The organism is Streptomyces sp. NPDC047981 (assembly GCF_040653315.1).
Lineage (GTDB): Bacteria > Actinomycetota > Actinomycetes > Streptomycetales > Streptomycetaceae > Streptomyces.
Genome location: NZ_JBEZNQ010000034.1, coordinates 56,068 through 67,896, shown reverse-complemented (window position 1 = coordinate 67,896; position 11,829 = coordinate 56,068). Strand labels below are relative to the sequence as shown.

The following is an 11,829-nucleotide window of genomic DNA, read 5'->3' as shown; positions in this document are numbered from 1 at the left end:
CGGTGATCAGCCTGGCGTCTGTTCTCTTTCGTGGCAGACAACAGCAAGGGGGGCTTATGAGGCGCAGAGCGAGAGCGGTCCTCGCGGCGGGTTCACTGCTGATCGCGGGGCTCGTGGCGGCACCCGTCGCCGGAGCGGAACCTCAGGACGGGGGCGGCGGCGACGCACTCTCCGTATGGCGGGCGAAGGTCACCAAGGAACAGGTGCCGCTCCTCCTGGAAGCGGGCACCGACAGCCACGAGCTGACCGAGCAGGTGCCGGAGCAGGGCTCCGCCACCGTCGAGCTCCACCTCACCGAGAAGCAGGCCGGGCAGCTGCGCGGCAAGGGCGTCGAGGTCGCCGAGCACACCCTCTCCGCCCAGGCGGAGAAGCGGGTCGCCGCCGCGGGGGACGGCGTGTTCCGCCCGTACGGCGGGAAGGGCGGGCTCAAGGAGGAGATCCTCGCCACCGCCCGGGCCCACCCGGACATCACCAAGCTCGTCTCCATCGGTAAGTCCGTGAACGGCCAGGACATCCTGGCACTGAAGGTCACCAAGGGCGCCAAGAAGGCCAAGGACGGCTCGAAGCCCGCCACCCTCTACATGTCCAACCAGCACGCCCGTGAGTGGATCACCCCCGAGATGACCCGGCGGCTGATGCACCACTACCTCGACGGCTACGGCACCGACGCCAGGATCACGAAGATCGTCGACTCCACCGAGGTGTGGTTCCTGCTCTCCGCCAACCCGGACGGCTACGACTTCACCCACGCCGACCCGGCGAACCGCCAGTGGCGCAAGAACCTCCGCGACAACGACGGGGACGGCCGCATCGGCCCCGGCGACGGCGTCGACCTCAACCGTAACTTCGCCTACAAGTGGGGCTACGACAACGAGGGTTCGTCCCCCGACCCGGCCGACGAGACCTTCCGCGGCACCGGCCCGATGTCCGAGCCCGAGACCAAGGCGCTCGACGCCTTCCAGAAGCGCATCGGCTTCCAGTACGGCATCAACTACCACTCCGCCGCCCAGCTGCTGCTCTACGGCGTCGGCTGGCAGGTCGCCACCGACACCCCCGACGACGTGGCGCTCAAGTCGCTCGCCGGCACCCCGCAGAAGTCCGCGGTCCCCGGCTACCGGCCGCAGGTCTCCTCCGAGCTGTACACCACCAACGGCGAGGCCGACGGACACGCAGCCAACGCCAACGGCATGCAGATGTTCACCCCGGAGATGTCGACCTGCGCCACCGTCTCCCGCATCGACCCGAACGACGCCTGGGAGCCCGCAGACTGCGCCTCCGTCTTCACCTTCCCGGACGACGAGAAGCTGATCCAGGCCGAGTTCGCCAAGAACGTGCCGTTCGCGCTCGCCGTCGCCGAGACCTCCGCCCACCCGGACCGGCCCGTCTCGGTCACCGGCCTGGAGGCCCCCGACTTCACCCCGGCGGCCTTCACCACCTCCTACGCCCGTGGCGGCGACCAGGAGGTCTCCGTGACCGCGCGCAAGTCGCTGCGCGGCAAGGAACTGAAGTACCGGATCAACGGCGGCCGTACGCACAGCGAACGCCTCGAGGCCTGGCAGGGCGGTGAGACCTACGGCGGCGAGGACAACCTCTACTTCGACCAGTACCGCGCCGAGGTCGAGGACGCCGAACCGGGCGACACCGTCCAGGTCTGGTTCACCGCCCGCACCGCCGAGGGCCGGACGACCGCCTCCACCCCGTTCACGTACACCGTGGCGGAGCGGCCGCGCGGGGACGTCCTCGTCCTCGCCGAGGAGGGCGGCACGGCCGCCGCCCAGCACACCGCCGCCTATGTGAAGGCGCTCGCCGACAACGGCCGCGGGGCCGCCGTATGGGACGTCGCCACCCAGGGCGTCCCCGACCCGCTGGGCGTCCTGAGTCACTTCCGTACGGTCGTCTGGTACACCGGCGCCGAGGCCCCCTCCGGCCCCGTCACGCTGGCCGTGCGCGAGTACCTCAACGAGGGCGGCAAGCTGGTCAACGCCGGTGAGAAGTCCGGCGGACTCGTCGACATCGGGCGGGCCACCTCCAACGACTTCGCCCAGTACTACCTCGGCGCCTACCACCGGGCCGGGCTGAACGGCCCGACGTCCTTCGCCGGTCTCGGCGGCTTCGGCGGTCTCACCGCGGGACTCGGCGGCGCGGCGGGCAACCCGCTGGACAACGCGGGCGCGTTCACCGTCACCTCCGACACCCTGGCGCCGCGCCAGTTCCCGCAGTTCGGCAGCAGCCGGGCCGCCGGCGACTACCCGGGCGTCCGCACCCCCTTCGAGCCGTACGAGGGCGTCCACTTCGCCGCCGTCCGGCACACCGACGACACCTGGGCCCGGCTCAGCCGCACCGTCGACCTCACCGCCGTCACGGCGGCCGACAGCCCGAGCCTGCGCTTCCAGGTCAGCTACGACACCGAACCCGGCTACGACAACCTCGTCGTCGAGGCGCACACCGTCGGCCAGGACGACTGGACCACGCTGCCCGACGCCAACGGCGGCACCTCCACCGCCGCCCCGGCCGACTGCGGCGAGGGCTACTACGTCCAGGGCCACCCCTTCCTCGCCCGCTACCTGACCGTCGGCGAGGACGGCTGCACCACCACCGGCACCACCGGCTCCTGGAACGCCTTCACCGGCCCCTCCAACGGCTGGCGGCAGGCCTCGATCGACCTGAGCGCCTACGCGGGCAAGCAGGTCGAGCTGTCGATCTCGTACATCTCCGACCCGGGCACCGGGGAGATGGGCGCCTTCGTCGACGACACCGCGCTCGTCGTCGGCGGCACCCCGGGTCAGAGCGAGGGCTTCGAGACCGCGCTCGGCGCGTGGTCCGTACCGGGTCCGCCGGCCGGCAGCCCCGGGAACGCGAGCGACTGGAACCGCTCCGCGGGGCTCTTCCACTCCCAGGCCGCCGTCACCACCCGTGACACCGCGCTGCTCGGTTTCGGGCTCGAACACGTGCCGAGTGCGACCGACCGCAGCAGGTTGATCCGCAAGGCGCTCGGCGCGGTGCACGGCTGAGCGGCGGCCCGCACCTTTGATCACAGTCAGTGATCGGGACGAAAACCGCACTGTGGCCCGAACCCGTCGGTAATAACGGGCCACAGTGCGATCCCGGGGGTTTCCGACCGCACGCGATGTCACTCTGAGCCGATGGGAGAGGTAGGGTCGTAAGCGGTCGGGGACATCCCTAAAAAAGAATCTCGCCGGCGTCGAAACCCGGCGTACTCTCACGAGGAGATCGGTTCGTGACGATCCGCGTAGGCATCAACGGCTTTGGCCGCATCGGTCGCAACTACTTCCGCGCGCTGCTCGAGCAGGGTGCCGACATCGAGATCGTGGCTGTCAACGACCTGGGTGACACCGCGACCACCGCGCATCTGCTCAAGTACGACACGATCCTGGGACGCCTCAAGGCCGAGGTCACCCACACGGCGGACACCATCACCGTCGACGGGCACACCATCAAGGTGCTCTCCGAGCGCAACCCGGCCGACATCCCCTGGGGTGAGCTGGGCGTCGACATCGTCATCGAGTCGACCGGCATCTTCACCAAGAAGGCCGACGCCGAGAAGCACATCGCCGGTGGCGCGAAGAAGGTCCTCATCTCGGCCCCGGCCAAGGACGAGGACATCACCATCGTCATGGGCGTCAACCAGGAGAAGTACGACCCGGCGACGCACCACGTCATCTCCAACGCCTCCTGCACCACCAACTGTGTGGCGCCGATGGCCAAGGTCCTCGACGAGAACTTCGGCATCGTCAAGGGTCTGATGACGACGGTCCACGCCTACACCAACGACCAGCGCATCCTGGACTTCCCGCACTCCGACCTGCGCCGCGCCCGCGCCGCCGCGGAGAACATCATCCCGACCACGACCGGTGCCGCCAAGGCCACCGCCCTGGTCCTGCCGCAGCTCAAGGGCAAGCTGGACGGCATCGCCATGCGCGTCCCGGTCCCGACCGGCTCGGCCACCGACCTGGTCGTGGAGCTGCAGCGCGAGGTCACTAAGGACGAGGTCAACGCCGCGTTCAAGAAGGCCTCCGAGGACGGCGACCTCAAGGGCATCCTGTACTACACCGAGGACCCGATCGTGTCCTCGGACATCGTCAGCGACCCGGCGTCCTGCACCTTCGACTCCTCCCTGACCATGGTCCAGGAGGGCAAGTCGGTCAAGATCCTCGGCTGGTACGACAACGAGTGGGGCTACTCCAACCGTCTCGTCGACCTCACCGTCTTCGTCGGAAACCAGCTCTGATATTCCAGACGTAGGCACCTCGATGTGAGCACAGGGCTCGGACAGCGCAAGGATGCGCTGTCCGAGCCCTGTGCCGTGTGCTTCACCGCGTTCCAAGGAGTCCAGTAGAAGATGAAGACGATCGACGAGCTTCTCGCCGAAGGCGTCGCCGGCAAGCGGGTATTCGTCCGCGCCGACCTCAACGTGCCGCTGGCCGGCACGACCATCACCGACGACGGCCGGATCCGCGCCGTCCTCCCCACGGTCAAGGCGCTCGCCGAGGCCGGCGCCCGCGTCGTGGTCGCCTCCCACCTGGGCCGTCCCAAGGGTGCCCCGGACCCGGCGTTCTCCCTCGCCCCGGCCGCCGCGCGCCTCGGTGAACTCCTCGGCGCCGACGTGGCCTTCGCGACCGACACGGTCGGCGAGTCCGCCAAGGCGACCGTCGCGGGCCTCGCCGACGGCCAGGTGGCCGTGATCGAGAACCTGCGCTTCAACGCGGGCGAGACGGCCAAGGACGACGCCGAGCGTGAGGCGTTCGCCCGGCAGCTCGCCGAGCTGGCCGACCTCTACGTCGGTGACGGCTTCGGCGCCGTGCACCGCAAGCACGCCTCGGTCTTCGACCTCCCGGCGCTGCTGCCGCACGCCGCCGGCTACCTCATCGCCACCGAGGTCGGCGTCCTGAAGAAGCTGACCGCCGACGTCAAGCGCCCCTACGTGGTCGTGCTCGGCGGCGCCAAGGTCTCGGACAAGCTGGCCGTCATCGACGAGCTGCTCGGCAAGGCCGACCGCCTCCTCATCGGCGGCGGCATGGCCTACACCTTCCTCAAGGCCAAGGGCCACGAGGTCGGCATCTCCCTCCTCCAGGAGGACCAGATCCCGACGGTGACCGAGTACATGGAGCGCGCCGAGAAGAACGGCGTCGAGCTCGTCCTCCCCGTCGACGTGCTCGTCTCCACGGACTTCCCGGACCTGAAGACCAAGGCCCCGGCCGACTTCGAGACCGTCGGCGCCGACGCGATCCCCTCCGACAAGGAGGGCCTCGACATCGGCCCGAAGACCCGTGAGCTGTACGCCTCGAAGATCGCCGACGCCGAGACCGTCTTCTGGAACGGTCCGGTGGGCGTCTTCGAGCACCCCGACTACGCCGAAGGCACCCGCGCGGTCGCGCAGGCCCTCGTCGACAGCAGCGCGTTCACCGTCGTCGGCGGTGGCGACTCGGCCGCCGCCGTGCGCACGCTGGGCTTCGACGAGAATGCCTTCGGCCACATCTCGACCGGCGGCGGCGCCTCCCTCGAATACCTCGAGGGCAAGACGCTCCCCGGCCTCGCCGCACTGGAGGACTGAACACCTGTGAGCAGCACCCGCACCCCGCTGATGGCGGGCAACTGGAAGATGAACCTCAACCACCTCGAGGCCATCGCCCACGTCCAGAAGCTCGCCTTCGCGCTGACCGACAAGGACTACGACGCCGTCGAGGTCGCGGTCCTGCCGCCCTTCACGGACCTGCGGTCCGTCCAGACCCTGGTCGACGGCGACAAGCTCAAGATCAAGTACGGCGCCCAGGACATCTCGGCGCACGACTCCGGTGCGTACACCGGTGAGATCTCGGGCGTCATGCTGTCCAAGCTGAAGTGCGCCTACGTCGCCGTGGGCCACTCCGAGCGCCGGCAGTACCACGCCGAGACGGACGAGGTCTGCAACGCCAAGGTGAAGGCCGCGTACAAGCACGGGATCACCCCGATCCTCTGCGTCGGCGAGGGCCTGGACGTCCGCAAGGCGGGCAACCAGGTCGCGTACACCCTCGCCCAGCTCGACGGCGGTCTGAAGGACCTGCCGGCCGAGCAGGCCGAGTCGATCGTGATCGCGTACGAGCCGGTGTGGGCCATCGGCACCGGCGAGGTCGCCACCCCCGAGGACGCGCAGGAGGTCTGCGGAGCGATCCGCGGCCGTCTCGCGGAGCTGTACTCGCAGGAGCTGGCCGACAAGGTCCGCATCCAGTACGGCGGCTCGGTCAAGGCCGGCAACGTGGCCGCGATCATGGCGCAGCCCGATGTCGACGGCGCCCTGGTGGGCGGCGCGGCGCTGGACTCCGAGGAGTTCGTCAAGATCGTCCGCTTCCGCGACCAGTGACCTGATCGGTGAGTAGGCGGTAGCGACGATCCGTCGTACCCTTGCGGGGGTCGGGCAGGACCTGCCCGACCCCCGTCCGTATAAGTCCGAGGAAGTTGGTCCAGCCGTGGTTATGGGGTTCTCGATCGCCCTGATCGTCTTCAGCGCGCTGCTGATGCTGCTCGTGCTGATGCACAAGGGGAAGGGCGGCGGCCTCTCCGACATGTTCGGCGGTGGCATGCAGTCGTCCGTCGGCGGCTCCTCGGTCGCCGAGCGCAACCTGGACCGGATCACGGTCGTTGTCGGCCTGATGTGGTTCGCCTGCATTGTCGTGCTTGCGCTTCTGATGAAGTTGGACGTGTAACTCCAATCACTGGACGCGCGTTGGGCCTTACGTAGACTGGGGCATCTTCGAGCACCATCACGCAGGGAGTTACGACCGTGGCAAGTGGCAACGCGATCCGGGGAAGCCGGGTCGGAGCGGGGCCGATGGGGGAGGCCGAGCGGGGCGAGTCGGCACCGCGCCTCCGCATCTCCTTCTGGTGCTCGAACGGGCACGAGACGCAGCCGAGCTTCGCCAGTGACGCACAGGTTCCGGAGACGTGGGACTGCCCGCGTTGCGGTTTCCCGGCAGGTCAGGACCGGGACAACCCCCCGGACCCGCCGCGCACCGAGCCGTACAAGACGCACCTCGCGTACGTACGCGAGCGGCGCAGCGACGCGGACGGCGAGGCGATCCTCGCGGAGGCGCTCGCCAAGCTGCGCGGCGAGATCTGAGCGTGGTGTGACAGTGTGACGAACGGGCCCTGCCCGCGAACGTGGTTCGCGGGCAGGGCCCGTTCGTGTATGTATGGGTGGCTGCGTCCGGACGGGTGGCTGCGTCCGTTTGTGCGGCTGTGTGTCCGTATGTACGGCTGCTCTAGCGGTGGTTGCCGGGAATGTGCGCCGTGAGCGCCATCGCGGCGGTCGCCCGCTCGTACGTCAGCTGCGCCACGCGCGCGTAGAGGCAGTCCAGGATCAGCAGCACCGAGTGGCGCGTCCCGAAACCGCCGCGCCGGAAGCTGGTCTCGGCCGAGGTCGACGTCAGATGGATCGAAGCGGCCCGGGCGACGGGGGAGCGGGGATCGCCGGTCACCGCGACCGTGCGCGCGCCCCGTTCGGAGGCCAGCCGCAGCGGGGAGAGGACCTCGCGGGTGGCGCCGGAGTGGGAGAGCGCCACCACCGCGTCCGCGGGCGTGAGCAGCGCCGCCGAGGTCTCCGCCGCGTGCACCTCCGTCCAGCCGCGGGCGTCGCAGCCGATGCTGAAGAGCCGGGCCTGGGTCTCCTGGGCGACCATGCCGGAGGCCCCGACGCCGTAGACGTCGATCCGGCGGGCCTTGGCGAGGGTGCGGGCGGCGCCCTCCAGGGCGTCGAGGTCGAGGTGCTCGGCCGTGCGGCGCAGGGCCAGCAGATCGGCCTGGGCGACGGCGGCGACGACCTGGTCGAGCGGGTCGTCGGGGCCGATGTCGGGGCCGAGGGGGCGGGTCTCGCCGGGGCGTTCGCTCTCGCCCCGCTCCTGCGCGAGGGCCAGCAGGAGTTCCTGGTACGAGCCGAGGCCCAGAGCCTGGCAGAAGCGCGTCACGGTGGCCTGGGACGTTCCGGTACGGCGGCCCAGCTCGGCGGCCGAGACGCCGGTCACCCGGCCCGGGTCGTCGAGGACCCAGTTGCCGACCCTGCGCAAGGATCCGGACATGCGGGGCAGTTCGGAGCGGATGAGAGCGGTGATCACGGCGGTGTTCCCTCCTGACCGGCCGCCCGGTGCGGGGGGCTTGTCGAGCGGTGAATCTATCAACCACCATGCGGGCTGATGAACGAATCCAGGATTCAGGAGTGCGTGCTCGGCATCGACGCCGGGGGTACGCGGATCAGGGCACGGCTCGCGGACGCGGCGACGGGTGCGGTGCTGGCGGAGGGCGCGGGCGGCCCCGGGAACGCGCTGAGCGTCCCCGCCGCGGCTCTCGTGGAGAACCTGGCGCGGGCCCTGGGCGGCGCCGTGCCGCCGGGGCGGGCGGGCGCGGTCGTCTCCGTGGTGGCCGGCTTCGCGGGCGGCGGCCCGGGCGGTGGCGTGGCGAACGCCCGCGCGGGTCTGCTGGAGGCGCTGGGCGGGGCGGGCGTCCCCGGGGGCGTCCGGGTCGAGGTCCTCGGGGACGCGGACATCGCCTTCGCCGCAGGGCCCGGCGTCCCGGAGGACGGGCTCGTGCTGATCGCGGGCACGGGCGCCACCGCCGCGCGGGTGGCCGGGCGCAGGGTGGTCCGGGCCGTGGACGGCGACGGCTGGCTGCTCGGCGACGGGGGCAGCGGCTTCTGGCTGGGGCGCGAGGCGCTGCGGGCGGTACTGCGGGCCCTGGACGGGCGGGGCCCGCGCACGGCCCTCACGGGGCCCGTGGGGGAGGTGTGCGGGGGCCTGAGCAAGGAGGCCGTCGTCGGGTACGGGTTCGGCGGCCACCCCGTCCGGCTGGCGGCACTCAGCCCGCTGGTGGTGGACGTGGCCCGGGGCGGGGACGAGGTGGCCCGCACGCTCCTGGACCGGGCGGCCGACGAACTCGCCGCGACGGTACGGGCGCTGGAGCCGCGACCGGGGGAGCCGCTGGTCGTCACGGGCGGCCTGACCGGCCCCGACGGCCCGCTGCTGGCCCGGCTCGCGGACCGGGTCGGCGCGTGGGGGCTCACGCCGGCGGCGGTGCGGGACGGGGTGGGGGGCGCGGTGGCGCTGGCGCGGCTCCTGGCGTGACGGCGGGATTCCCCCACCCCGCCCCTTCCCGAAACCCTGCCGGGGGCCGGTGGTACGGGGCTGTGCCCCGGGCCCCACGCCACGGGCGCTTCGCGCCGCGTCGTCGTCCTGGGTCGGTTGGGCCCTTGACGGTGGCGGCGGCGGGCTGGTTCATTGAGCCGACTGTCTTGTTCCACTTCGGTTCGGTCATTCAATGGAGGTCCTGTCATGCCCCAAACCGCCCTCGGTGCCGAGCTGTTCGTCGATGTCGCGCGTCAGGCCGTCGAGCGGGTCGTCGCGGGCAACAAGGACGCGGTCGGTGTCGCCGCGCGGCTCTTCGCCGACTGTGTCGCCGCGGACGGGGTGATCCACGCCTTCGGCACCGGACACTCGCAGGCCGCCGCCCTGGAGGTCGCCGGGCGGGCCGGCGGGCTCGTGCCGACCAGCCGGATCGCGCTCGCCGACCTCGTGCTGCGCGGCGGCGAGGACCCGTCCGTGCTCGCCGATCCTCTGCTGGAGCGCTCCCCCGGGCTCGCCGACCGGCTCTACGACCTCGCGACGCCCCGCCCGCAGGATCTCTTCGTCGTCATCTCCAACTCCGGGGTCAACAACTCCGTCGTGGAGCTGGCCCTCAAAGTGACCGGCGCGGGCCACCCGCTCGTCGCGCTCACCTCGCTCGAACACACCCACGCCGTCCCCGCCCTGCACGCGAGCGGCAAGCGCCTCGCCGACCTCGCGGACGCCGTCCTCGACAACGGCGCCCCCACCGGCGACGCCGTGCTCCCCCTCCCGGGCGGCGGCGCGCTCTGCGGGGTCTCGACCCTCACCTCCTCCCTCCTCGTGCAGATGGTGGTCGCCGAAGCCGTCGCCCTGCTCCTCGCCGAGGGCCACGAGCCGCCCGTGTACGTCTCCGCCAACATCCCCGGCGGGCATGAGCGCAACGCGGTTCTGGAGGCCCGCTACGCAGGCCGGCTGCATCGCGGCGGTCACTGAGTCGCCGCGCGCCTTCCGCCCCGACGATCAACTAGGTTGGAGTCGCAGCGGGGCAAGCAGGCAGGAAGAGAAGAAGTAGGCGATGTCCGAGATGAACGCAGAAGGACGTACGAGGCTCAACCGGACGCCGGAGTGGGCCGCCCTCGGCAAGCACCGCGAGCAGCTGGGAGACACCCAACTGCGCGAGCTGTTCGCCACCGACCCGGACCGCGGCACCGCGTACACGCTGCGCGTCGGCGATCTGTATCTGGACTACTCCAAGCACCTCGTCACCGACGAGACCCTCGCGCTGCTGCGCGAGCTGGCCGCCGCCACCGGCGTGGCCGAGCTGCGTGACGCCATGTTCCGCGGCGAGAAGATCAACACCACCGAGGACCGCGCGGTCCTGCACACCGCGCTCCGCGCGCCGCGCGACGCCGTCGTCGAGGTCGACGGCGAGAACGTCGTCCCGGCCGTCCACGCCGTCCTCGACAAGATGGCGGCCTTCGCCGACAAGGTCCGCGCCGGCGCCTGGACCGGTCACACCGGCAAGCCCATCAAGAACATCGTGAACATCGGCATCGGCGGCTCCGACCTCGGCCCCGCCATGGCGTACGAGGTCCTGCGCTCCCACACCCAGCGGGACCTGACGTTCCGTTTCGTCTCCAACGTCGACGGCGCCGACCTCCACGAGGCCGTCCGCGACCTCGACCCGGCCGAGACGCTCTTCATCGTCGCGTCCAAGACCTTCACCACCATCGAGACCGTCACCAACGCCACGTCCGCCCGGGACTGGCTGCTCACCGGCCTCGGGGCCGGTCAGGACGCCGTCGCCAAGCACTTCGTCGCCCTCTCCACCAACGCCGAGAAGGTGCGGGACTTCGGCATCGACACCGGCAACATGTTCGAGTTCTGGGACTGGGTCGGCGGCCGGTACTCGTACGACTCCGCCATCGGGCTCTCCCTGATGATCGCCATCGGCCCGGAGCGGTTCCGCGAGATGCTCGACGGCTTCCACCTCGTCGACGAGCACTTCCGCACCGCCCCGCCCGCCGAGAACGCGCCGCTCCTCCTCGGGCTCCTCGGGGTCTGGTACGGCGGCTTCTTCGACGCCCAGTCGCACGCGGTCCTGCCGTACTCGCACTACCTCTCGAAGTTCACGGCCTACCTCCAGCAGCTCGACATGGAGTCCAACGGCAAGTCCGTCGACCGCGACGGCAACCCCGTCGACTGGCAGACCGGACCGGTCGTCTGGGGCACCCCCGGCACCAACGGGCAGCACGCGTACTACCAGTTGATCCACCAGGGCACGAAGCTCATCCCCGCCGACTTCATCGGCTTCGCCGAGCCCGTCGCCGACCTGACCCCCGGCCTCGTCGCCCAGCACGACCTGCTGATGGCCAACTTCTTCGCCCAGACCCAGGCCCTCGCCTTCGGCAAGACCGCCGACGAGGTGCGCGCCGAGGGCGTCGCCGAGGAACTCGTCCCGCACAAGACGTTCCAGGGCAACCACCCGACGACGACGATCCTGGCGAAGGAACTCACCCCCTTCGTCCTCGGTCAGCTCGTCGCGCTCTACGAGCACAAGGTCTTCGTCCAGGGCGCGATCTGGAACATCGACTCCTTCGACCAGTGGGGCGTCGAGCTGGGCAAGGTCCTCGCCAAGAGGATCGAGCCCGTGCTGACCGAGGGCGTGATCGAGAGCGGGGAGCATCTCGACCCGTCCACCGCCGGGCTCGTCGCCCAGTACCGGTCGCTGCGCGGGAGGTAG

The 11,829-nt window shown here is 70.8% G+C and carries 10 protein-coding genes; 9 read left to right on the top strand and 1 reads right to left on the bottom strand.

Annotation, left to right across the window (positions count from 1 at the left end):
- Window positions 1-56: 56 nt before the first annotated feature.
- The 6 genes from AB0E14_RS21375 to AB0E14_RS21350 all read left to right on the top strand — a co-directional run bounded on the left by AB0E14_RS21375 (window position 57) and on the right by AB0E14_RS21350 (window position 7,114).
- Complete coding sequence (locus tag AB0E14_RS21375) at window positions 57-3,011, top strand: M14 family zinc carboxypeptidase (RefSeq protein ID WP_362420141.1); 2,955 nt, start codon at window positions 57-59, stop codon at window positions 3,009-3,011.
- Between the two features lie 227 nt (window positions 3,012-3,238).
- A complete protein-coding gene (gene gap / locus AB0E14_RS21370) occupies window positions 3,239-4,249 on the top strand; it encodes a type I glyceraldehyde-3-phosphate dehydrogenase (protein WP_362420137.1) in 1,011 nt (336 codons plus the stop codon).
- Between the two features lie 111 nt (window positions 4,250-4,360).
- Complete coding sequence (locus AB0E14_RS21365) at window positions 4,361-5,572, top strand: phosphoglycerate kinase (protein WP_362420134.1); 1,212 nt, start codon at window positions 4,361-4,363, stop codon at window positions 5,570-5,572.
- Window positions 5,573-5,602: 30 nt separating this feature from the next.
- Window positions 5,603-6,358 carry a triose-phosphate isomerase gene (tpiA, locus tag AB0E14_RS21360; RefSeq protein WP_362420205.1) on the top strand — a complete coding sequence of 252 codons (756 nt, stop codon included), beginning with the start codon at window positions 5,603-5,605 and terminating at the stop codon, window positions 6,356-6,358.
- Between the two features lie 112 nt (window positions 6,359-6,470).
- Window positions 6,471-6,701, top strand: a complete 231-nt coding sequence (secG, locus tag AB0E14_RS21355; protein ID WP_361958470.1) for a preprotein translocase subunit SecG — start codon at window positions 6,471-6,473, stop codon at window positions 6,699-6,701.
- A 77-nt stretch (window positions 6,702-6,778) separates the two neighbouring features.
- On the top strand, window positions 6,779-7,114 hold the full coding sequence (locus tag AB0E14_RS21350; protein ID WP_003976875.1) for an RNA polymerase-binding protein RbpA: 336 nt from the start codon (window positions 6,779-6,781) through the stop codon (window positions 7,112-7,114).
- A 142-nt stretch (window positions 7,115-7,256) separates the two neighbouring features.
- Here the strand turns inward: AB0E14_RS21350 and AB0E14_RS21345 are convergent, their stop codons facing one another.
- A complete protein-coding gene (locus AB0E14_RS21345) occupies window positions 7,257-8,105 on the bottom strand; it encodes a MurR/RpiR family transcriptional regulator (RefSeq protein ID WP_362420131.1) in 849 nt (282 codons plus the stop codon).
- Between the two features lie 78 nt (window positions 8,106-8,183).
- Here AB0E14_RS21345 and AB0E14_RS21340 point away from each other — a divergent pair, with 78 nt between their 5' ends.
- The 3 genes from AB0E14_RS21340 to pgi all read left to right on the top strand — a co-directional run bounded on the left by AB0E14_RS21340 (window position 8,184) and on the right by pgi (window position 11,829).
- A complete protein-coding gene (locus AB0E14_RS21340; RefSeq protein ID WP_362420128.1) occupies window positions 8,184-9,107 on the top strand; it encodes a BadF/BadG/BcrA/BcrD ATPase family protein in 924 nt (307 codons plus the stop codon).
- A 207-nt stretch (window positions 9,108-9,314) separates the two neighbouring features.
- Entirely contained in the window at window positions 9,315-10,079 is a 765-nt protein-coding gene (locus AB0E14_RS21335) for an SIS domain-containing protein (RefSeq protein ID WP_362420125.1), read from the top strand.
- 91 nt (window positions 10,080-10,170) lie between these two features.
- Window positions 10,171-11,829, top strand: coding sequence for a glucose-6-phosphate isomerase (gene pgi / locus AB0E14_RS21330; protein ID WP_362420200.1), 1,659 nt, complete (start codon window positions 10,171-10,173; stop codon window positions 11,827-11,829).

Bases quoted from the DNA above. Each gene is read 5' to 3' on its own strand.
- AB0E14_RS21375 (WP_362420141.1), top strand. From the start codon at position 57: ATGAGGCGCAGAGCGAGAGCGGTCCTCGCGGCGGGTTCACTGCTGATC.
- tpiA (WP_362420205.1), top strand. From the start codon at position 5,603: ATGGCGGGCAACTGGAAGATGAACCTCAACCACCTCGAGGCCATCGCC.
- secG (WP_361958470.1), top strand. From the start codon at position 6,471: ATGGGGTTCTCGATCGCCCTGATCGTCTTCAGCGCGCTGCTGATGCTG.
- pgi (WP_362420200.1), top strand. From the start codon at position 10,171: ATGAACGCAGAAGGACGTACGAGGCTCAACCGGACGCCGGAGTGGGCC.
- AB0E14_RS21340 (WP_362420128.1), top strand. From the start codon at position 8,184: ATGAACGAATCCAGGATTCAGGAGTGCGTGCTCGGCATCGACGCCGGG.
- AB0E14_RS21365 (WP_362420134.1), top strand. From the start codon at position 4,361: ATGAAGACGATCGACGAGCTTCTCGCCGAAGGCGTCGCCGGCAAGCGG.
- AB0E14_RS21335 (WP_362420125.1), top strand. From the start codon at position 9,315: ATGCCCCAAACCGCCCTCGGTGCCGAGCTGTTCGTCGATGTCGCGCGT.